This window comes from Variovorax sp. YR566 (assembly GCF_051992195.1).
Lineage (GTDB): Bacteria > Pseudomonadota > Gammaproteobacteria > Burkholderiales > Burkholderiaceae_C > Variovorax.
On the sequence record NZ_CP197092.1, the window covers coordinates 5,470,595 to 5,492,602 of the forward strand.

General features: G+C 64.3%; 19 protein-coding genes. 11 read left to right on the plus strand and 8 right to left on the minus strand.

Annotated features, from left to right (window positions below):
* The first annotated feature begins 17 nt into the window (after window positions 1-17).
* Entirely contained in the window at window positions 18-1,790 is a 1,773-nt protein-coding gene (locus tag ACTG4X_RS25575; RefSeq protein ID WP_440532229.1) for an EAL domain-containing protein, read from the plus strand.
* Window positions 1,791-1,992: 202 nt separating this feature from the next.
* Window positions 1,993-3,483 carry a nucleobase:cation symporter-2 family protein gene (locus ACTG4X_RS25580; RefSeq protein WP_093058880.1) on the plus strand — a complete coding sequence of 497 codons (1,491 nt, stop codon included), beginning with the start codon at window positions 1,993-1,995 and terminating at the stop codon, window positions 3,481-3,483.
* A 7-nt stretch (window positions 3,484-3,490) separates the two neighbouring features.
* Here the strand turns inward: ACTG4X_RS25580 and ACTG4X_RS25585 are convergent, their stop codons facing one another.
* Entirely contained in the window at window positions 3,491-4,348 is an 858-nt protein-coding gene (locus tag ACTG4X_RS25585) for an aldo/keto reductase (RefSeq protein WP_097198482.1), read from the minus strand.
* A 31-nt stretch (window positions 4,349-4,379) separates the two neighbouring features.
* Window positions 4,380-5,807, minus strand: a complete 1,428-nt coding sequence (locus ACTG4X_RS25590) for a sensor histidine kinase (RefSeq protein ID WP_440532230.1) — start codon at window positions 5,805-5,807, stop codon at window positions 4,380-4,382.
* 349 nt (window positions 5,808-6,156) lie between these two features.
* Here ACTG4X_RS25590 and ACTG4X_RS25595 point away from each other — a divergent pair, with 349 nt between their 5' ends.
* From ACTG4X_RS25595 to ACTG4X_RS25635, 9 genes are all read left to right on the plus strand, one after another.
* Window positions 6,157-7,239 carry a tartrate dehydrogenase gene (locus ACTG4X_RS25595; protein WP_093058883.1) on the plus strand — a complete coding sequence of 361 codons (1,083 nt, stop codon included), beginning with the start codon at window positions 6,157-6,159 and terminating at the stop codon, window positions 7,237-7,239.
* A gap of 174 nt (window positions 7,240-7,413) precedes the next feature.
* Window positions 7,414-8,364: an ABC transporter permease gene (locus ACTG4X_RS25600; protein WP_093179669.1), complete on the plus strand. Its 951-nt coding sequence runs from the start codon at window positions 7,414-7,416 to the stop codon at window positions 8,362-8,364.
* On the plus strand, window positions 8,361-9,242 hold the full coding sequence (locus ACTG4X_RS25605; RefSeq protein ID WP_093058179.1) for an ABC transporter permease: 882 nt from the start codon (window positions 8,361-8,363) through the stop codon (window positions 9,240-9,242). The genes ACTG4X_RS25600 and ACTG4X_RS25605 overlap by 4 nt, the downstream gene beginning before the upstream one ends.
* 5 nt (window positions 9,243-9,247) lie before the next feature.
* Window positions 9,248-10,243, plus strand: a complete 996-nt coding sequence (locus tag ACTG4X_RS25610; RefSeq protein ID WP_097198479.1) for an ABC transporter ATP-binding protein — start codon at window positions 9,248-9,250, stop codon at window positions 10,241-10,243.
* Window positions 10,240-11,055, plus strand: a complete 816-nt coding sequence (locus ACTG4X_RS25615; protein WP_097198478.1) for an ATP-binding cassette domain-containing protein — start codon at window positions 10,240-10,242, stop codon at window positions 11,053-11,055. Before ACTG4X_RS25610 ends, ACTG4X_RS25615 begins: the two co-directional genes overlap by 4 nt.
* A 48-nt stretch (window positions 11,056-11,103) precedes the next feature.
* The gene (locus ACTG4X_RS25620; RefSeq protein ID WP_093083039.1) at window positions 11,104-12,597 is read left to right on the plus strand and encodes an ABC transporter substrate-binding protein; all 1,494 of its coding nucleotides are present in this window, start codon (window positions 11,104-11,106) and stop codon (window positions 12,595-12,597) included.
* A 4-nt stretch (window positions 12,598-12,601) separates the two neighbouring features.
* Entirely contained in the window at window positions 12,602-14,002 is a 1,401-nt protein-coding gene (locus ACTG4X_RS25625; RefSeq protein WP_440532231.1) for an amidase, read from the plus strand.
* Between the two features lie 23 nt (window positions 14,003-14,025).
* Window positions 14,026-15,474 carry an aldehyde dehydrogenase family protein gene (locus tag ACTG4X_RS25630; RefSeq protein WP_440532232.1) on the plus strand — a complete coding sequence of 483 codons (1,449 nt, stop codon included), beginning with the start codon at window positions 14,026-14,028 and terminating at the stop codon, window positions 15,472-15,474.
* Window positions 15,475-15,483: 9 nt separating this feature from the next.
* The gene (locus tag ACTG4X_RS25635; protein ID WP_093083031.1) at window positions 15,484-16,374 is read left to right on the plus strand and encodes an NAD(P)-dependent oxidoreductase; all 891 of its coding nucleotides are present in this window, start codon (window positions 15,484-15,486) and stop codon (window positions 16,372-16,374) included.
* Between the two features lie 1,069 nt (window positions 16,375-17,443).
* Here the strand turns inward: ACTG4X_RS25635 and ACTG4X_RS25640 are convergent.
* From ACTG4X_RS25640 to ACTG4X_RS25665, 6 genes are all read right to left on the minus strand, one after another.
* Complete coding sequence (locus ACTG4X_RS25640; protein ID WP_440532233.1) at window positions 17,444-18,013, minus strand: RDD family protein; 570 nt, start codon at window positions 18,011-18,013, stop codon at window positions 17,444-17,446.
* Window positions 18,014-18,172: 159 nt separating this feature from the next.
* Complete coding sequence (locus ACTG4X_RS25645) at window positions 18,173-18,727, minus strand: GNAT family N-acetyltransferase (protein ID WP_093176343.1); 555 nt, start codon at window positions 18,725-18,727, stop codon at window positions 18,173-18,175.
* Between the two features lie 845 nt (window positions 18,728-19,572).
* Complete coding sequence (locus tag ACTG4X_RS25650) at window positions 19,573-20,184, minus strand: hypothetical protein (RefSeq protein ID WP_440532234.1); 612 nt, start codon at window positions 20,182-20,184, stop codon at window positions 19,573-19,575.
* A gap of 112 nt (window positions 20,185-20,296) precedes the next feature.
* Window positions 20,297-20,626, minus strand: coding sequence for a hypothetical protein (locus ACTG4X_RS25655; RefSeq protein ID WP_440532235.1), 330 nt, complete (start codon window positions 20,624-20,626; stop codon window positions 20,297-20,299).
* Between the two features lie 139 nt (window positions 20,627-20,765).
* Window positions 20,766-21,206 (minus strand): hypothetical protein, encoded by a 441-nt coding sequence (locus ACTG4X_RS25660; protein ID WP_440532236.1) that lies wholly within the window; start codon window positions 21,204-21,206, stop codon window positions 20,766-20,768.
* 273 nt (window positions 21,207-21,479) lie between these two features.
* Entirely contained in the window at window positions 21,480-21,749 is a 270-nt protein-coding gene (locus ACTG4X_RS25665) for a hypothetical protein (protein ID WP_440532237.1), read from the minus strand.
* Between the last annotated feature and the right edge of the window lie 259 nt (window positions 21,750-22,008).

Consider the following 22,008-nt stretch of genomic DNA (forward strand, 5'->3'; position numbering starts at 1 on the left):
CGAACAACTTCCACAGCATGCCCCGGCAAACCCGGCCCAACGCCACCCCTGCCTCGCCTCCTGCGATCTCGCCCTTCTTCCAGCCCATCGTGGATCTGCGCAAGGGCACGGTCTTCGGCCATGAAGCCCTCATTCGCGGACCGACCGGCACCCCGCTCCACAGCCCGCAGGCGCTGCTTGCACTTGCCGCGGCCGAGTCGCGGCTGACCGAGTTCGAGCTGCTGTGCGTGGAAGTCATCCTCGCCCAGTGGGGCCGCCTGCCCGATGCGGGCCGGCTGTTCGTGAACATGAGCGCCGACGCGCTGGTCGCGGCCATGGGCGGCGCGGGCACGGCGTGCTGGCTCGAACGCATGCTCGCGCACCACAACGTCAGTGCCCGCGACGTGACCGTGGAGCTCACCGAGCAGCGGGCCACCGGCAGCCCCGAGGCGCTTGGGCGTGCGGTCGAGGCGCTGCATGCGCTGAGCGCACGTGTTGCGCTCGACGACTTCGGCGAAGGCCATTCCAACCTGCGGCGCTGGAAAGACCTGCAGCCAGACTTCGTGAAGATCGACAAGCTGCTGACCCAGGGCATCGCCAACAGCCCGCAGAGCGTGGCGCTGGTGCGCGCCATCGTCGGCTTCGGCAACGCGCTGGGCACCGAGCTCATTGCCGAGGGCGTGGAAGACGCGAAGGACCTGCACGTGCTGCGCGACCTCGGCATTGCCCACGGCCAGGGCTACCTGTTCGGCCGGCCGGCGTCGGCGCTGCAGCCGGCGCTGCCCGAGCCCATGGCGGCCACCATCCGCGACACCCGCATCGCCGTGATGCCGCATGCGTCGCAACCGTCGCAGCCCAACGTGCTGCGCAGCCTGTCGGTCATCCAGGCGCCTGCGCTCAGCCCGCAGACGCCGATCGACGAGGTCTCCGCAATCTTCCAGAAGCACCCCGAGCTGCATGCGCTCGCCGTGGTCGACAAGGGCACCCCCGTCTCGCTGATCAACCGGCAGTCGTTCATGAACGACTACGCGCGGATGTACTTCCGCGAGGTCCATGGCCGCCGCCCCTGCCTGGCCTACGGCAGCAGCACCCCGCGCATCGTGGAGCGCGAGGAGAACGTCGAGAGCCTGCTCGGCATCCTGATGTCTGAAGACCAGCGCTACCTGAGCGAAGGGTTCATCGTCACCGAGAAGAAGCGCTACGTCGGCCTGGGCACGGGCGACCAGCTCGTGCGCGCCGTGACCGAGGCGCGCATCGAGGCCGCGCGGCACGCCAATCCGCTGACCTCGTTGCCGGGCAACATCCCCATCAACATCCACATCGCGCGCCTGCTCAACAGCGGTGCCGACTTTGCTGCCTGCTATGCCGACCTGAACAACTTCAAGGTGTTCAACGACCACTACGGCTACTGGCGCGGCGACGAAATGATTTTGCTGCTCGCGCGACTGGCGACGCAGCATGCAGACGCCCATCGCGACTTCGTCGGCCACATCGGCGGCGACGACTTCCTGGTGCTGTTCCAGAGCCCCGATTGGCACCGGCGCTGCACCGCGCTGATCGACGACTTCAACCGGCAGGCGCCCGGCCTCTACGACGAAGCGGAAAGACAGTCCGGTGGCATCGAAGGCGAGGACCGGCATGGCGTGGTCCGGTTCACGCCCTTCTCCACGCTGTCCATCGGCGCGGTGCGCATTCCGCCGGGAATGTTCAGCCATGCCGAGGATGTGGCGAGCGAAGCGGCCATTGCGAAGCACGATGCCAAGCAGGCGGCCTCGGGCCTCACTGTGCGCGAGGCCCGGCCGCGCGCATAGCGCAGGGATTCATGCGTCGATGGTCCCGGCGGCCGGCGACAGTCTTGCGGCCTTGACCACTCGGCGAGGCCCCTGCGCGGATGCGGGTTTTCCAGAGTCTGGATTGTTGCATAAGTTGTATACAGTTTGGCGTACACAACGGGGTGTGCGCATGCCAAGCCGTGTCGCCCACCTTCCTTCTCGCCGCAGCAGGAGCCCAACGATGACGGCCGACAGTTCTCTCTCAACAGTCCATCCCGTGGACCAGCGCCTGCCTTCGGGCAAGCTCGCGGCCCTCGGCCTGCAGCACGTGCTGGTGATGTATGCGGGCGCCGTCGCGGTGCCGCTGATCGTCGGGCGCGCGCTCAAGCTCACGCCCGACGAGGTCGCGCTGCTGATCTCGGCCGACCTCTTCTGCTGCGGCATCGCCACGCTGATCCAGGCGCTGGGCGCCACGCAGTTCTTCGGCATCAAGCTGCCGGTGATGATGGGCGTGACTTTCGCGTCGGTCGCGCCGATGGTCGCCATCGCCAATGCCAACCCCGGCCAGAACGGCGCGCAGCTGCTGTTCGGCGCCATCATCGGCGCGGGTGTGGTGTCGATACTGATCGCGCCGCTGGTGAGCCGAATGCTGCGCTTCTTTCCGCCAGTGGTCACCGGCACCATCATCGCGGTCATCGGCATCAGCCTGATGCGCGTAGGCATCAACTGGATCTTCGGCAACCCCGTGGGCCCGACGGCGCCCGCGCTGGTCGACCCGGTCTATGCAAAGTGGCTGGCCGAAGTGACTTCGCCCGGCAGCTCCATTCCCGCCGTGCCCAAGGGCTTCGCGATCATGCCCACCGTGCCCAACCCCAAGTACGCAGACCTGTCGGGCTTCGGCGTGGCCGCGCTGGTGCTGGTGTCGATCCTGCTGATCGTCAAGTACGCCAAGGGCTTCATCGCCAACATCTCGGTGCTGCTCGGCATCGTGATCGGCGCCGTGGTGGCCTCGATCACCGGACTCATGACTTACGAGAAAGTGGGCAAGGCCGCGTGGGTCGACATCGTGCTGCCCTTTCACTTCGGCATGCCGCAGTTCGACCCGATCCTGATCTTGACGATGACCCTCATCATGATCGTGGTGATGATCGAATCGACCGGCATGTTCCTCGCGCTCGGTGAAATGACCGACCGCAAGATCAGCCAGAAGGACCTGGCCCGCGGCCTGCGCACCGACGGCCTGGGCACGCTGATTGGCGGCATCTTCAACACCTTTCCGTACACCAGCTTCTCGCAGAACGTGGGCCTCGTGGCCGTCACCGGCATCAAGAGCCGCTATGTGTGCGTGGCCGGCGGCGCGATCCTGATCGTGCTGGGCCTGCTGCCGAAGATGGCCGCGCTGGTCGAGTCGCTGCCCACGGTGGTGCTCGGCGGTGCGGGCCTCGTGATGTTCGGCATGGTGGCGGCCACCGGCATCCGCATTTTGTCGGGCGTGGACTTCAAGACCAATCGCCACAACGCGATGATCGTCGCGGTGTCGATCGGCGTCGGCATGATTCCGCTGATCGCGCCCAACTTCAAGCAGTGGATGCCGCATGCCATTCACTCGCTGATCGAGTCGGGCATCTTGCTGGCGTCGATTGCGGCTGTGCTGCTGAACCTGTTCCTCAATGGTGCGAAGCACGACGAGCAAGCCGTCATTGCTGCGGCCAAGCAGGCCGAAGCCCACTGAGCCTTTGCTAGATCATCGCCAGCGGCCCCTTGCGCCGCGGCGGTGGATGCAGCTGGTCGAGTTCCTCGAGAGTTGCCGCATCGAGCTTCAACTCCGCTGCCGCCAGGTTCTCCTTCAGGTGCGCGCTGCGCACCGCCTTCGGAATCGCCGCCACGCCGGGCCGCGCGATCACCGCAGCCAGCGCCAGTTGCGCGGCCGTCACGCCGAGCCGCTCGGCCAATTCGCCCAGCCCGTCGTCTTCGGCCAGCGCGCCCTGGTCGATCGGGCTGTAGGCCATCAGCGGCATGCCATGTTCGCGCAGCCAGGGCAGCAGGCTGAACTCCGGGCCGCGCTCGCCAAGCGACAAGTAAACCTGATTGGCCGCGCACTCCGGGCCATCGCCCACGACCTGCGCCAGCTCTTCCATATCGTCGGTGTCGAAGTTGCTCACGCCCCAGTGGGCTATGCGCCCGTCTGCCACCAGCGAATGCATTGCCGCGACCGTCTCGCTCAGCGGATGGCTGCCGCGCCAGTGCAGCAGGTAGAGATCGACGGCGTCGAGCCCCAGCCGCTTCAGGCTGCGCTCGCAGGCATCGCGCGTGCCGCGCCTGCTGGCGTTGTGCGGGTAGACCTTGCTGACGACGAAGAGCTCTTCACGCCGCACGTCGCCCGCACGCAAGGCCTCGCCGATGGCCTGGCCCAGGACGGTTTCGGCGCCGCCTTCGCCGTACATCTCGGCGGTGTCGATGAGGCGGTAGCCGAGCGCGATGGCCTCGCGCACCGCCTTCACTTCGGCCGCGCGATGTCCCGCGTCTTCGCCCATGCGCCAGGTGCCGAGACCGAGGACCGGCATCTCGCCGCCGGTAGGGAGTTGGAGTGTTCGCATCGGGCCATGGTACGGGGGACGCAAGGCCCTGTCAGCCCGTCGACAACGGCAGCCACACGGTCGCGAGCAGGCCGCTCCCGTCTTCACCGGCTGCCAGTTCGATCCGGCCGCCATGCTTGTTCAGCACCGAGCGAACGATCGCCAACCCCAGTCCGCTGCCCGACTGCGTCTGGTCCGGGTTGCGAAAGAAGCGGTCGAACACGCGCTCGCGCAGCTCCGGCGGAATGCCCGGCCCCTGGTCCGTCACGCGCAGCACGGCCTTCGACGATTCCGGTTCGCACGCAACGCGCACGGTGACAATGCCGCCATCCGGGCTGTACTTGATGGCGTTCTCGATGAGATTGCTCACCATCGAGATCAGGCTCTCGCGTTCGCCGAACACCAGCACCGCACCTTCGGACACGAAGTCCAGCCCGATGCCGCGCACGCGTGCAAGGTCTTCCACGAACGGGATGCGCTCCTGCACCAGCGCATCGAACGCGAGCCGCATGGGCACCGCGTCCTGCGGCATCTCGTCGCTGCGCATCAACTGCTGCAACTGGCCCACCAGCCGCGCGGCGCGGTCGTTGCTGCGCAGCAGGTTGATCATGAGTTCGCGCTGGCCCGCGTCGGCGGTCTGTTCCTTCAGCGCTTCGACATTCACGCGCATCGCATCGAGCGGCGTGCGCAGTTCATTCGCTGCATCGGCGATCAGCACGCGCTCGCGCGATGCCCGGTCGCGCACGCTGCGCAGCAGGTCGTTGATGCTGCGCACCAGCGGCTGCAGCTCCTTGTGCCGCGGTTCGAAGCTCAGCGGCGTCAGGTCGGCCGGGCCACGCTCGGCAGTCTCTTGCGTTACCTGCCGCCAGGGCCGCAGCGCGAACAGCACCGACAGCCACGCCGGAAAGACGAGAAACGGCAGGCTGATGGCCAGCGGCAGCAGGTAGTAGCTGCGGTGGTCGACGGTGACGCTGAAACGCAGGACTTTCGGCTCGGCCAGCAGCACGCGGGTGTCAAGCCCCGGCGAAGTCATCATGCGCGCGCGCCACATGCGCTCGCCGACGCGCACGCTCTCCACCCGGCCCGGCACTGCCGTGTGCATGACCGGCGCGGCAGTTGTGGAGTTGAAGATGAGCCGCCCCCGCTGCCACACCTGCATGACGGGCGCCTTGTCTGTCTCCGAACTGAAGTCACCCGAGGTTTCGAGCAGCGCCATGTCGAAGGCCTTCAGGGCCTCCTGCTGACGGGCGGGGTCGGCCGCGAGGTTCTGCGCAATCGTGATGACGCTATCGAAGATCTTGTCGTAGCGCACCAGATCCGTCACGCGGTTGGAGTCGTACAGGAACAGCGCCAGGATGGCGCCCCACAGCAGCACGACCACTGCGATCTGCGCCAGCAGCAGGCGTCGCAGCAGCGAGGGCTGCAACCACCGCTTCCAGCGCCGGGCAAGCGCCGTCATGGCGACAGGCAAAAGATTCATGGTCCTCCAGGCGGCGGTCTCTGCGGAGCGCATCGCAAGCGCGTGGAGTATCCGGCACGCCCGCGCCGAGGGCTTCAGAAAACCTTCATGAACCGGTTGTCGGAGCCGGCAAGCGGTCGGTCGCGGATGCTTGTCGCCTTCTAATTTTCTGAAGTCAAAGTCAATTTAATGACAAGGAATTCTCGGAATCTCCTGTGAAGGCATTCCGCTTTGCCTTCTGATTTTGTCAACGCTATTTGAGTGCCAACCCCCTCTTCAGGCCCGGTTCTCGCTTCTAGAATTTTTTGGCAAGCCCTGCGTCACGAGCGCTGGTGCACCGAACGAAACGAACTTGGAACAGGTTGAGTCAATGCAGAAAAAGCACAGGATTGCCGTCATTCCCGGAGACGGCATCGGCGTCGAGGTCATGCCCGAAGGGTTGCGCGTACTCGATGCGGTCGGTCGCCGCTTCGGCATCGATTTCTCGTACGACCACTTCGACTGGGGCTCCGACCACTATGTGCGCACCGGCCTGATGATGCCGGCCGACTGGGCCGACAAGATCCAGGGCCACGACGCGATCTATTTCGGTGCGGTGGGTGCGCCCGACAAGGTGCCCGATCACATCGCCGTGTGGGGCCTGCTCATCAAGATCCGCCGTGACTTCGACCAGTACGTGAACCTGCGCCCCGTGCGCCTGATGCCCGGCGTGCCTGGCCCGCTGGCGCACCGCAAGCCCGGTGACATCGACTTTCTGGTGGTGCGCGAGAACACCGAGGGCGAGTACACCTCGGTGGGTGGGCGCCTGTTCGAAGGCACGCCGCGCGAGATGGCGATCCAGGAGGCCGTGTTCACCCGCACCGGCGTGGACCGCATCATCGACTACGCGTTCCAGCTCGCCAATCGCCGCAAGCGCAAGAACCTGGTGGCCGCCACCAAATCGAACGGCATCTCGATCACCATGCCCTATTGGGACGAGCGCCTGGCCGAGATCGCCACGCGCTACCCCGACGTGGCGACGAGCAAGTACCACATCGACATCCTGTGCGCGCATTTCGTGCAGCACCCCGACTGGTTCGACGTGGTGGTGGCTTCCAACCTGTTCGGAGACATCCTCTCCGACCTGGGCCCGGCCTGCACCGGCACCATCGGCATCGCGCCCTCGGCCAACCTGAACCCCGAACGCAAATTCCCCTCACTGTTCGAACCGGTGCATGGTTCGGCGCCCGACATCGCGGGCAAGGGCATCGCCAATCCGATCGGCCAGATCTGGTCGGCCGCGCTGATGCTCGACCATCTGGGCAACAACGACCCCGTGTACGCAGAGGCTTCGGCTGCGGTGATCTCGGCCATCGAGACGGTGCTGAGCGAAGGTCCGCGTACTCGCGACATGGGCGGCACTGCTTCGACTGTGGACGTCGGCCGCGCGATTGCTAGCTGCATCTCGGCATGAAATCTCGCTCTTGTTCAAGGCGCGCTCATGTGCGAATGGCACCGGGTGCTCCCCGCAGCGAAATAAAGGAGGAGCCGAAGGCGGGGGACATTCGCGGAGGGGAGTACCCGGTGTCATTCGCACTCGCCCTGAACAAGAACACCCAACGACACAACGCAGAGCGGAGTCACTGAAATGGGCCTGTTCCTGCTGAAACGCACACTGACGCTCATCGGCACCCTGGTGGGCGCATCCATCATCGTGTTCCTGGTGCTGGAGATTCTTCCGGGCAATGCAGCGCAGATGCTGATGGGACCGGATGCCTCTCCTGAAGCCGTCGCAGCGCTGGCAACCAAGCTGGGCCTCGACTTGCCGGCGTGGACACGCTACTGGCACTGGATCGGCGGCCTGCTCACCGGCAACCTCGGCGACAGCTACGCCTACAGCTCGCCGGTGCTCGACCTGATCCTGGAGCGCCTCGCGCTCACCGTGCCGCTCGCCATGCTGGCGATGGCCCTCACCGTCGTGATCGCGCTGCTCGTCGGCGTTACTGCCGCTGCGCGCCACAACAAGCTCGGCGACGTCGGCCTGATGGGCATGGCCCAGGTCGGCATCGCCATTCCCAACTTCTGGTTCGCCATCCTGCTGATCCTCGTGTTCTCGGTGCAGCTGCAGTGGTTCTCCGCTGGCGGCTTCGAGGGATGGGGCGAAGGCATCTTCTCGGGCATCAAGTCGCTGCTGCTGCCGGCACTGTCTCTTGCCGTCGTTCAAGCCGCGATCCTCGCGCGCATCACGCGCTCGGCCGTGCTTGAAGTGATGCGCGAAGACTTCGTGCGCACCGCCCGCGCCAAGGGCGTCTCGCAGCGCGCGGTGCTGTGGACCCACGTGCTGCGCAACGCCATGATCCCCGTCATTACCGTGATGGGCATGCAGTTCTCCGAGCTGCTGGCCGGCACCATCGTGGTGGAGAACGTGTTCTACCTGCCGGGCCTGGGCCGGCTGATCTTCCAGGCCATCAGCAACCGCGACCTGATCGTGGTGCGCAACTGCGTGATGCTGCTGGCGGCCATGGTGGTCATCGTGAACTTCGTGGTCGACGTGCTGTATGCCGTGATCGACCCGCGCATCAAGGCCAGCGACATATGAGCACTCTTGCTATTCCAAGTCCAGGCGCTGCGGCGCTCAAGGTCCCCGGCTTCTGGCAGCGCGCGCTGAAGCACCGAAGCTTCGTCATCGGCGGCGTGCTGGCCGCCCTGCTGCTCCTGGCCGCCCTCGTGTCCTTCGTGTGGACGCCATGGTCGCCCTATGCGATGGACATGCCGAACAAGATGCAGGCCCCTTCGGCCTCGCACTGGCTCGGCACCGATGCGTTCGGCCGCGACGTGGCTTCATTGCTGCTGGTCGGTGCGCGCGCGTCCATCCTCGTCGGCGTGATCGCAGTCGGTATCGGCCTGGTGGTCGGCACCGCCTTGGGCCTGCTCGCGGCTGCGAAACGCGGCTGGGTCGAAGAAGCGGTGATGCGGCTGTCGGACTTCACGCTGGCCTTCCCTGCGATCCTGTCGGCCATCATGATGACCGCCGTGTTCGGCGCGGGCATCGTGAACGCCATCGTGGCCATCGGCATCTACAACATCCCGACCTTCGCGCGCATCACGCGCGCCTCGGCCAACGCAATCTGGTCGCGCGAGTACGTGGCCGCCGCACGCGCCTGCGGCAAGGGCCCGTTCGCGATCACGATGCAGCACGTGCTGCCCAACATCTCGGCCGTGCTGATCGTGCAGATCACGATCCGCTTCGCCATCGCCATCCTGGCCGAAGCCGCCCTCTCCTACCTTGGCCTGGGCACGCAGCCGCCGCAACCCTCGTGGGGCCGCATGCTCAGCGAAGCGCAGACCCTCATGTTCCAGCAGCCGCTGCTGGCCGTCTTCCCCGGCATGGCGATCGCCCTCGCAGTGCTCGGGCTGAACCTCCTTGGCGACGGGCTGCGCGACTTGCTCGACCCCCGCCTCGCCAGAGCCCGGTAAGCGCCATGCCCCTCCTCGAAGTCAACAACCTCCAGATCGGCCTGCAGACCCAGCGCGGTCCGGCGCAGGCCGTGCGCGGCATTTCGTTCTCGCTGGAGCGCGGCGAAACGCTGGGCATCGTCGGTGAATCGGGCTGCGGCAAGTCGATCACCGTGATGTCGCTCATGGGCCTGCTGCCGTCCAGCGCCAAGGTCGCGGGCAGCATCAAGCTCGACGGGCAGGAGCTCGTCGGCCTGCCCGAAAAGCAGATGTGCCAGATCCGCGGCAACCGCATCGGCATGATCTTCCAGGAACCGATGACGGCGCTGAATCCGGTGCACACCATCGCGCGCCAGGTCGGCGAGCCGCTGCAACTGCATCGCGGGCTGACGAAGGCGCAGGCCCGCAAGGAAGCACTGAGCCTGCTCGACCGCGTGGGCATTCCCGATGCGGCGTCTCGCCTCGACGCCTACCCGCACCAGTTCTCCGGCGGGCAGCGTCAGCGCATCGGCATCGCGATGGCGCTTGCCTGCGGGCCCGATCTGCTGATTGCAGACGAACCCACCACCGCGCTCGACGTGACCATCCAGAAGCAGGTGCTCGACCTGATCCAGGGCCTGGTCAAGGAAATGGGCATGGCGATGATCCTGATCTCGCACGACCTCGGCGTGATCGCCAACAGCGTGCAGCGCATGCTCGTGATGTACGGCGGCAGCGCAGTGGAAAGCGGCCCGACCGACACGGTCTTTGCCGGCCGCGCGCACCCCTACACACGCGGCTTGTTCGCTGCGCGGCCCGCCATCGGCGCAGTGCGCGCCGGCCGCTTGCCGACCATTCGCGGCAGCGTGCCCGAGCTGGTCGACATGCCGCGCGGCTGCGCCTTTGCCGGCCGCTGCGCCCACACCATCGACCTGTGCCAGAGCACGCGACCCAAAGCCACGGTGCTGCCGAACGACCACACGGTGCGCTGTCTGCGCCTGGGCGAAATCGCCGCGTTGAATGCCAAGGCGGCCACCGCATGAGCAAGCCCATCACCGCCGGCCAGCCCCTGCTGGCCGTGAACAACCTCTACCGCCATTACGCGCTGCCGCGCGAAAAGCTCTTCGGCCCCCCGCCCACCGTCAAGGCGCTCAACGGCGTGAGCTTCGAGGTGCAGGCCGGCAAGAGCGTGGGCATCGTCGGCGAATCGGGCTCGGGCAAGTCGACCATCGCGCGCCTTGTGATGGCGCTCGACACGCCTACCTCCGGCACTGTCTCGCTCGAAGGACGCAACCTGCATGCGCTGCCCAAGGCCGAGCTGCGCACCGCGCGGCGCGACTTCCAGATGGTGTTCCAGGACCCCTACGGCTCGCTCGACCCGCGCCAGACCGTGGCGCGCATCGTCGCCGAACCGCTCGAAGCGCTGGCCGAGACCAGCCGCGCCGTGCAGCGCGAGCGCGCATCGGAAGCACTCGCCGCGGTGGGCCTGCGCACCACCGACATGGACAAGTACCCGCACGAGTTCTCGGGCGGACAGCGCCAGCGCATCGCGATTGCGCGCGCGCTCATCACGCGCCCCAAGCTCATAGTCGCCGACGAACCCGTCAGCGCGCTCGACGTGTCGGTGCAGGCGCAAGTGCTCAACCTCATGCAGGACTTGCAGCAGCAGTTCGGCATCAGCTATCTGCTCATCAGCCACGACCTCGCGGTGGTCAACCACCTGTGCGACGAGGTCTGCGTGGTCTTCAAGGGCCGCATCGTCGAACGAGGCCGCCCGGCCGACCTGTTCCAGCACGCCCAGCACGAATACACGCGCACCCTGCTTTCCGCCGTTCTGCACACGCCGTCCCGCTAGCCGGGCAAGGCTTTCTTTTCCTCCACCCTCACCTCCAGGAACTATCGAATGTTGAAGCGACGCACACTCATGACTTCCGCCATGGCCGCGGCAATCCCGGGTGTCTTCCTGCCCCAGGCGCGCGCGCAGGCCGGCAAGAACACGCTGACGATCGGCATGCCGCTCGAACCGCCAGGCCTGGACCCGACGAGCGGCGCCGCATCGGCCATCGCGGAGATCACGCAGTACAACATCTTCGAGACGCTCACCAAGGTGAACGCCGACGGCTCGGTCACGCCGATGCTGGCCGAGAGCTGGACGTCGTCGCCCGACATGAAGACCTTCGTCTTCAAGCTGCGCAAGGGCGTGCGCTTCGAGAACGGCCAGCCCTTCAACGCGTCGGTGGTGAAGTTCTCGTTCGACCGCGCAGGTGGCGCCAAGAGCACCAACAAGGACAAGCGCTTCTTCAGCGAGATCGGCACCGTGGTGCTCGACGAGTACATGGTGGGCGTGAACAGCACGCTGCCCAACCCCGACCTGCCGTTCATGCTGGGCCAGTCGACCGCCTGCATCGTCGAGCCCAAGAGCGCCGAGACCAACGTCACTGCGCCAGTCGGCACCGGCCCGTACAAGCTGAGCGCATGGCAGCGCGGCGCCTCGTGCACGCTGGTGAAATCGCCGACGTATCGCGACCCGAATCTTGCGAAGACCGAGAAATTCGTCTTCCGATTCATGTCTGACACGGCCGCGCAGACCGCCGCACTGCTGTCGAACGACATCGACATCTTCCCGCGCGCGGGCACGCGCTCGGTGAGCCAGTTCAAGGGCAACCCGCGCTTCCAGGTGATCGAGGTCGGCACGCGCGGCAAGGTGATCCTGACCATCAACAACCGCAAGAAGCCGCTGGACGACGTGCGCGTGCGCCGCGCCATCCTCGCGGCCATCGACCGCAACGCCATCGTCCAGGGCGCGGCGGACGGCTTCGGCAGGCCCATCGGCAGCCATTACGCCCTGGGCGCGCCGGGCTTCATCGACACCACGGCAATGAACCCCTTCGACATCGAGAAGGCGAAGAAGCTGCTGGCCGAGGCCGGCGTGAAGACGCCGCTCGAACTGCGCCTGCAGCTGCCTCCGCCCTCGTATGCGCGGCAGGGCGGCGAGATGATCGCGGCGCAGCTCGCGCAGATCGGCATCAACGTGAAGATCCAGAACGTCGAGTGGGCCCAGTGGCTCAGCGGCACCTTCGGCGGCGCGCACGACTTCGACCTGACCATGGTCGCGCACGTGGAGCCCTTCGACCTTGTGAAGTACACCGAGCCCGACTACTACTGGGGCTACGACTCGAAGAAGTTCCGCGACCTGTTCGTCAGCATCCAGAACGAAGAGAACAAGAAGCGCCGCGCCGACCTGCTCGCCGAGGCCCAGCGCCAGCTGGCAACCGATGCGGTCAACGGCTTCCTTTACCAGGCGGTGTTCCCGACCATCGCACGCAAGGAAGTGAAGGGCCTGTGGCCGAGCATGCCGATCGTGGTGAACGACCTGGCCGCTATCTCGTGGAGTTGATGCGATGACCAAGCCCCTGTACTCCCTGAGCGTGCAGGAGCTGCACGCGGCCTACGCCGCCAAGGAACTCTCGCCGGTGGAAGTGGTGCGCTCGGTCAACGAGCGCATCGCGGCCTACGAACCCGAGCTGCACGCGACCTGGCTCTTCCGCCCCGAGCTTGCGCTCGAGCAGGCCCGCGCCTCCGAGGCGCGCTGGCTGGCCGGCGCGCCGCGCGGCATGCTCGACGGCATGCCCGTGACCATCAAGGACAACCTCGCGACCGAAGGCGACCCGATGCCGCTGGGCACCGCCGCCTACGACCTCGTGCCGATGACGCAGGACTCCCCGCCCGCTGCACGCCTGAAGGAAGACGGCACGGTGCTGGTCGCCAAGACCACCATGCCCGACCTGGGCATGCTGTCGTCGGGCCTGTCGAGCTTTCATGAACTCTCGCGCAACCCGTGGGACCTGTCGCGCACGCCGGGCGGCTCCAGCGCGGGTGCCGGTGCAGCGGCTGCCGCAGGCTACGGCCCGCTGCACGTAGGCACCGACATCGGCGGCTCGCTGCGCCTGCCGGCCAGCTGGTGCGGCATCTACACGCTCAAGCCCAGCTTCGGCCGCATTCCGCTGAGCACGCCCTACATGGGCCGCTGCGCCGGACCGATGACGCGCACGGTGGCCGACTCGGCGCTGATGATGGCCTCGGTCGCACAGCCCGACGACCGCGATTATTCGGAACTGCCGGCGGCGGGCATCGACTGGACGGCCTTCGAAGTCGACCCGTCGTTCATCAAGGGTAAGCGCGTGGCGCTGCACATGGACGCGGGCTGCGGACTGCCGCTGGACCCGCAGATCGCGGAGGCGGTGCGCCGCGCTGCGAAGCGCATCGAGGCGGCCGGCGCGCTGGTGGAAGAAATCAAGCCCTTCATGACGCCGAAGATGCTGCAGGGCATGGACCACTTCTGGCGCATGCGCTCGTGCATCGACATGCAGGCGATGACGCCGGAGAGGCGCGCGAAGATCCTGCCGTACATCCGCGACTGGGCCGAGAGCGCAGCCGGTTTTTCGGGCGCGCACATCTTCGACGCCTACAGCCAGTTCATCGCCACGCGCGCGGCCACCGTCGCCGCCACCAAGGGCTACGACTTCGTGATCTCGCCGGTGTCGCCCAACATGCCCGCGCCGGCGGACCATGCCTCGCCGACCAACGACCCGATGCTGCCGCTGGAGCACATCGGCTTCACGGTGCCCTACAACATGTCGGAGCAGCCTGCCGCCTCGATCAACTGCGGCTACTCGGCAGAGGGCCTGCCCATCGGCCTGCAGATTGCCGGGCGCCGCTTCGACGACCTGGGCGTGCTGCAGTTCAGCCGCGCCTTCGAGCAGATCCGCGAAGCACAACACCCCTGGCCGGAACCCAAGTGACCGGCCGCAAGGAGACAAAGCAAATGAACGCAACCCACTACATCGACGGCCACCACGTGCCGTCCGAAGGCAACGCCACCATCGACGTGATCGACCCGAGCGATGGCCAGAAATTCGGCCAGATCGCACGCGGCACCGCCGCCGACGTGGACACGGCCGTGCGCGCCGCGCGCAAGGCCATGGGCGAGAACTTCGACGGCTCCTGGGGCGCGATGACCGCGCTGGAGCGCGGCCGCCTGCTCGCCAAGCTGGGCGCCGCCGTGATGCAGCACCACGAAGAGCTCGCGCAGCTCGAAGCTCGCGACACCGGCAAGGCGCTGCGCGTGGCGCGCAACGACGCGACCGCGCTGGCCCGCTACATGGAGTACTACGCCGGTGCCTGCGACAAGCTGCACGGCGACACCCTGCCCTACGAGCGCGGCTACACCGTGCTGACGGTGCGCATTCCGCACGGCGTGACGGGCCACATCATTCCCTGGAACTACCCGATGCAGATCGCGGGCCGCAGCGTTGGCGCCTCGCTCGCCGCAGGCAACGCCTGCGTGGTGAAGCCGGCGGAAGACGCGAGCCTGTCGCTGCTGCGCCTGGCGGAGATTGCGACTGAGGTCGGCTTTCCGGCCGGCGCGCTCAACGTGGTGACGGGCTACGGCAAGGAAGCCGGCGCGGCGCTGTGTGCGCACCCGGGCATCGACCACATCTCGTTCACCGGCTCGACCATGACCGGCCGCAGCGTGGGCCTGGCCGCGGCCGAGCGCCATTGCCCGGTGACGCTGGAGCTGGGCGGCAAGTCGCCGCAGATCGTGTTCGCCGACGCCGACCTGGATGCGGCCGAGCCAGTGCTGCTCAACGCCATCATCCAGAACGCCGGCCAGACCTGCTCGGCGGGCAGCCGCGTGCTGGTGGAGCAATCGGTCTACGAAGAGGTGGTGCAGCGGCTCGCGAAGCGCTTCACGGCCGTGCGCGCGGGCCCGCCCGCCGAAGACCTGGACATGGGTCCGCTCATCAACGAGAAGCAGTTTCGCCAGGTGCGCGACATGGTCTCGACGGCCGAGGCCAGCGGCCTGAAGGTAGCGGCGCGCGGCACGGTGTCGCCCAATGCATCGGCTACCGGCTACTACCAGGAGGCCGTGCTGTTCCGCGACGTGCCGCACGACAGCGACCTGGTGCAGCGCGAAATCTTCGGCCCCGTACTGGTCGTGATGCCCTTCGCCGACGAGGCCGAGGCTGTGCGCCTGGCCAACGGCACGGACTTCGGACTGGTGGCCGGCGTGTGGACCCGCGACGGCGCGCGCCAGCTGCGCATGGCGCACAAGCTGCACTGCGGCCAGGTCTTCGTCAACAATTACGGTGCGGCGGGTGGTGTAGAACTGCCTTTCGGCGGCGTGAAATCCAGCGGCTTCGGCCGCGAGAAGGGCTTCGAGGCCCTGCTCGGATTCACGACCCTCAAGACCATCGCCATCAAGCACGGATGAAGACAACACATGACAACCACTGAACAGCAAACGCCGCGCAAAGTCGGCCTCGTCGGCGTCGGCCTGATGGGCCACGGCATTGCCAGCAACATCGTCAAGCACGGCCACCAGCTCACCGTGCTGGAGCACGCGGGCAACCAGCCCATCGACGGCCTGCTGAAAGCCGGCGCCACTTCGGTGAAGGACGTTGCCGCGCTGGCTGCGCAGGTCGACGTGCTGATCCTCTGCGTAACCGGCACGCCGCAGGTCGAGGCCGTGATGCTCGGCGACAAGGGCGCATTGACTGCGCTGCGCCCCGGCACGGTGGTAATCGACTGCTCGACGGCCGTGCCCGCTTCCACAGCCAAGGTGGCGGAAGCAGTGAACGCGAAGGGCGGCAAGTTCATCGATGCGCCGATGACGCGCACCGCGAAGGAAGCCGCCGAAGGCCGGCTGAACCTGCTGGTGGGTGGCGACGCCGAGGTGCTGGCCTCGTGCCTGCCGCTGCTGCGCTGCTTTGCCGAGAACGTCACGCACGTGGGCGGCATCGGCGCAGGTCACGCGATGAAGCTGCTGCACAACTTTGTATCGCTGGGCACCGTGGCGCTGCTGTGCGAAGCGGCTGCTTGCGCGGAGCGCGCCGGCGTGAAGCCCGATGTGTTCGTCGACGTGCTTGCCAAGGGCGGCGGCAACGGTGTGGCGCTGGAACGCGTCAAGCCCAAGCTGCTGACCGGCAGCACCGATTCGCTGAAGTTCTCGATGGCCAATGCCAAGAAGGACCTGGGGTACTACAACGACATGGCTGAGCAGTCTTCTTCCAGCCATGGCATTGCGCAGGCTGTCGATGCGCTGTTGACTCAGGGTGTCGAGAAGTTCGGGCCTGACCGGATGGTGCTTGATCTGGTCGAAGCGCTGCGCTGATTTCTTGTTGCGTTCTGTGCGCCGTTGTTCAGGGCGCGTGCACAGGACACCGGGTACTCCCCTCCGCGAATGTCCCCCGGGGCTGCGCCCCTCCTCCTTTATTTCGCTGCGGGGAGTACCCGATGCCCTGCGCACGATGAGCGCGGCTGTGGCGTTGGCGGTTCGACCGCTGCGGCGAAGGGCTGGCGTCGGCCACAGTCGACATTGGTATGACTGCGTTCGATGCCCGCTTCAGACTGCAAAGCGGACATCCGTAACGGTCGGGTGGACGGCAGCACAGGGCCCGAAGTGGACGTTGACGCTCGCACAAAGCAGTCACTCAATGAATGCGACAGACAGGGGCGTTACCCCTCACCCCAAAACCCCCGTTTGAAGGGTTCGAAGTTCAGGGCGTCCAGCCGAGATACACCCAGCTGTTGCATAAGCGCGCAGTACGCATCGGTGACTCGCTCCTGAGCGTCCTCCTCTACGGGGCCAAACTGGATGCGGTTCTTTGAGCCCAAGCCGTAGACGAAATCGATCTGCCCTCCCCAACAATCGTAGGTTAGATAGAGCCATGCATCGCTCCTGCTCAGGCCAAGTCTTTCAGCCGCGACAGACACCTCTTCTGCACCTGGTGACTTGCCCAGGAAATCTGGTAGCCGGACACCCGTTCCAGTGAAGGGCTTTGAAATCTCTCGCCAGGCAACCCCTTCTGGAAGAGACCCGGGACACTCGATACGTTGTGCGACAAAGAATCCAGCGAATCGGTAAGTCATAAATTGTTCCAGGCCCCCATCGCGTCGTGCCCTAGATGACGTGGGCCCCATCCAACAGGGACCGCTCTTGGCCGTACCCAGTCTTACGGCTTCGACATGATGCACTCGGAGTGCTCATGATTCCAACTGCCCCCGCGATCCAAGCAGCTATCGATTGACAGCTCGCGGCCTAGCCACAGGCCAGCAGTGATGAAGGCTGCCGTCAGCAGCAAGGCGATTCCAATGCGTGATCGTGTGCTCATGATGAAAGGCCCGCCGCCGTCAGGCGTCTTTGCCGACGAGCGCAGATACGCGATCCGTGCCAGCGTTCTTCATCTTCGGCCGCTCGGTCCAACCAGTGAAGAAAAATGCTTGCGAGGTTTGGGTCCGAATTCGGCATCATCCTGGCTGAACATCGGACCAGCCGGCGCGCGGTGAGGTTGTAGCGGCGGCGAATTCACCACCGTTGTACTGCACACCATGTCCGTCACGGTCTGACGCAGCGGGTGAAAAGACAGAAGGACCGTGTCGATGACAAGGGGAAGGAAGAGAAACATGGGCTGGCGAGCGAAGGCAGCTGCTAGCCCTCCTGTCAGAAGCCAGAGCAGTCTTATGCTGGGTCTTGCTATGCGCTGCAGGGCGGAAAGTTCCGGGCCGGATTTCAGCGAGATCACGGTGATGGAAGTGATAACTCGGCCGATTGCGTAGTTTCTGTTAGAGAGTCCGGCCCAGTGATATGCGACAAAAAGCAAGGGGGCTACCATCATCGTGATAGTGGCTGCGTATGACTGACCTTCTATGGCCAAGGTCAAAACAAGTACCACCGCAAGCAGTATCAAGAAGTCGACGGCAAACGCAATCACACGACGCTCCATCGAGGCTAGATGTGTCCGAACGGTCATTGGAACGTGTTGCTCTTGGTGAGGGGAAATCGATGCCGTACGAGATTGATCTTGATGCTGGTCGTCTATTCGTGAATGACTGGTTACGGGTGGATTCTGAACGATCCTCGAACGACTGGTTCTGGCCGCATTCTGTCCTACGCGTCGCAGCCCCTACGTTCAGCTAGGACGCTCTAGAAAGTACCGCTCGGAAGTGGATTGAACAACTTCAAAACCCAGCCGCTCATACAACCGGCGAGCAGGGTTCGAGGTGAGCACACGAAGTCGGACCGGAACATTTTCCAGCATTGCCATTCCGATGATGTGCGTCACGACGAACGTTCCTATGCCCTGGCCTTGGCTTCCTGGCTCGACGTAAAGGTCTTCAATCTGATAGTGCGTATCAAAACGCTCGAACGCGACTGCCCCGACACGCTCGCCTCGAACGAGGAGCATAAAAAACGCGCCTTCCTGCGCTCTTTCGGTTAGATGCGCCCGAACGGCCGCTTCGTTCCAAGCGCCCCAAACTTGCTCGACGTACCCGCGCATGGTCGCTTGGCAGAGGTCGAAAAGATAGCCGGCTTCCTCAGGCATAAGACGCCGGAGGGATGGAACGGTTGTGCTCATGTCATAGGAGTCTGGTCGTGCGATTTCTGTCGATGCTGCGAAGGTCAGCTGTTGGCCGAATGTAGCTGGACGGATCATCGATGCAAAGGGCCTGTAGCGGAAGTTCATTTCCCTCGGAACCGGTCATTCAATCCGACTGCGATGTCTCATACGCCGCTGGGGCAACCTCCCAGAGCGTTGCCCCTCCCCAGGCGCGAGTAGTGAGGAGCCCAATCAAATCCCCTTCGCCGTCAAAAACGCGAATGTTGGCTGGACTGTAGACACCCGGGCCGGGACCGTTGTATGAACCGAAATAAAGATAGACCGCTTCGACTACGCCAAAGTCGCATTCCGCATGCTTAAGCAATGGTTGTTTAACATCCAGAAGTTGGTAGCTGATACCACCGCAACATAGAGCACGAGACGGATGGGCGCGCCCTAAACGCCATCTCAGATACGCAGCGATCCGATTGATCGCTTCAGGCAAGTCATAGTTCGATGTCCCCTCTGGGTACTCCACATTTTTCCCAGCACGAACAGCTCCATACGCATCTTCGAAATTACGCAGAGGTTGAATATTTTCAACAACACAGAGCTTGTCGCACGTCTTGCACCACCCTGGCCGCACTGGAATTGGGAGTACGTCTGCGTCTAGCAATTGATGCCCGAGTGGAGCAGTGCCGCAGTAGTAGACGGAACGCTGAAACTCGAACCCAAATCGCTTCCCACACCCTGTACAGGCGTAGTGGCTCGGCAACTCATACATATTGATTTCTCCTCAGAGCGTGTCTCACCCACAGGTCAGAACGTCCGCTATCCTGCAATTTCCGAGGTGTTGTCGACCGACCGCTTCTGGCCGACTGTAGCCGGTTGCGCCTGCGTTACGAATAGGTCCGTTGCGAACGCCAGCATCAGAGAAGCGCCCTGAAAAATCGTAGCCTCAGGCCTGCGAAACGCTCCCATGTGCCGGCTCTCTAGCAAATCTCGGTGATAAGCCCCGAGCGCCGCGCGAGCGCACTCGCCAACGCATTCTTGACTGCAGCGAGAGCTCTCGGGTCGACTTCGGTCGCAAACGACTTGGCTGCGAAAGCTTCATCCAGCAGGCTCACCTCATCACAAGACCAATATGAGAGGTGGTAAACACCGTCTTCCGAAGCATAGGGGAAGACGTTTGAATCGCGGGCGACGGCTCGACCCGAGAACATGAAGCTCCAAAGTTCGAGGGCGGCACTGTGGGCGGCGACCCCGTTGCTGGAGTCGAGCATTTCCGCGTAGTGAGACGCGCGCAGCAGCGACTGATCGGCCGCTTGCTTGATGTCACGGCGCTTCATGTCGCAAAACATACCGAAATACGTGTCCATCAACCGGTCAACCGCGGTTGCCTCGGCGGCATTGAGCGCGTTCAACGCAGCACGACCGTTGCTCCGAACGACGCGCAAGAGCGGTTGGACAGACGCGTCAATATCGCCTGGAAATTCTGCGTTGGTTTCAAGCAACCAGGTATCGAATTCGTCTAGAGGTCCAGAGAGAAACTCATCGACCAAGCCAGCCGGATGGCAGTGCCAAAACTGTGCATAGATTCCCATGGATAACTAGCTAAGAGTTGTGTGGGTGCCGCGAATGACCGCTATCACCGAGATTCTGAGACCGCGCCGACCGACCGCTCCTGGCCGCGATGCGCTGTTTGATGCCATATATTCAGTTGCTCTTGAGCAGTACAACCAGCATGATGCCCATGGTCAGGACGAAGAGCACCGGGAGGACATAAAAGCCCGTCCGGAGAATCGAGCAGAGCCGGATGAATTTCTGGTTGTCGGTCGAGAGGTACGAGCGTCGTTCTAGGAATTCCAACACGCTTCGATTCGCCGGCGTCCTCGCGAGCCAGAGCCAGGATTCGGGATTGCCCCATTCCGCCCAAAGCACAGGGAAGCGCCGACGGAGCGTGAATGACATGAAGACTGTGCCAGCGGCCAGTGCCGCGGCTGTTGCGAACAAAAGATAGACGAGGAGTTGGGCGACCTGGACCATGTTTTGGTATGAGATTACTTGCTACGCGAGGGGTCGTTCATGGCCGACTGCAGGAAAAGCATGCGCAGCGTAGGGCCCGTGGTGGCCGCATGCCTTCGCTGCCAAGTGGGTATCTGGCGAAAGCAGGACATAGGACAAATTAGTCTGCTGATCTGCGGTGGAACAACGGTGCTACACCGCCGATAAATGGCAATAAAAAAATGACCGCCCAAGATGTAGTCTTCCCCATAGAAGTCACCCATAACAAGAAGACAAAAGTGGCTGCGCTGACGACCCCAAGCAAAAGCGAGCAAGCGCGGAGCGGGAATCGCTTGGATAGCGCCGCTCCAAGTCCGAAACCGACGACAAGTAGGAAGGTCGCAACAACGGACAGAAAGCAAAGGATCTGAAACGCTCCGCTCCTGCTCCAAGCGTGCTCCACGTGCTCCACGTGCTCCACGTGCTCCACGTGCTCCACGGAAAAAATCAAGAGGATGCTTGTCAGCACGAACGTGACAAGACTGCCACTTCCAAACCAAAGCAATCCCGTGCTTGATGCTCTGCCCGCCTTCATGTGGTGCTTATCGACGTCGAATTGCATGAGGTCGTCTCTTTGAAGGATAGGCGCGAGTGTCTGGTTGTGGCCGGACTCGGAAGTCTAGCCTTGAGCAGCGACAGTCCGCTTCCGCCCTGCAAAGCGGATGCTCGCATTGTCTGTAGACGATCAGCATGGAGCGCATGGCTGATACCGAGGCCTATCCACAAGCAGCCTCAACCAAACCGAATTCCCTCCACCACGAAGGCTTCAGCCGTCGTACCCCAAAGAACCCGTTCGCAAGGCGGGCCGCGAAACCCGCAGCCCGCAGACCAGCCGCTAACTGCCGATCTCAGGCGCTCCGCGCCGCGCCTTCTCGCTCAGCTGAAACAGTTCCCCCGCCTTGCGAGCCAGTTCAGCCGCAAGCCAAAGCAGGTTGTCCAATCGTCGAGGCCCATCCCCGCTGTACCAGTCGATGTCTTCCCCGTGGCAGACCCACAGGAGGGCTTCGAGTTGAGAGAGGGTGTTTTCGAGAAGATCCGCCGGGTCTTGGGCGTTGTCTTCGGAAGCTACCGGCGTGCGGGGCCGGGCTATAGTCTTGGTAGCCATTTTTGTGCGTTTCCTTCCAAGGTAGTTGCACGAACTTGGTTAGACGGCTGGGGTGCTCGTAACACCTCGGCCGTCGCCTTTTGATACCTCGCATCTGCATCGCTGCTTTCGCACCGACGACCTGCCGCGAGGCAAGCAGCCTTCAAACATTTCGGTGGCGTTGGTGTGTTGCGCCTTTCTTCTCCCCTTGGTGGGGTATCGAGTGACAGGGGCATCCACTCTAGAGAAGAACCCGGCGAAATAGCCGTTCCATGCGGCA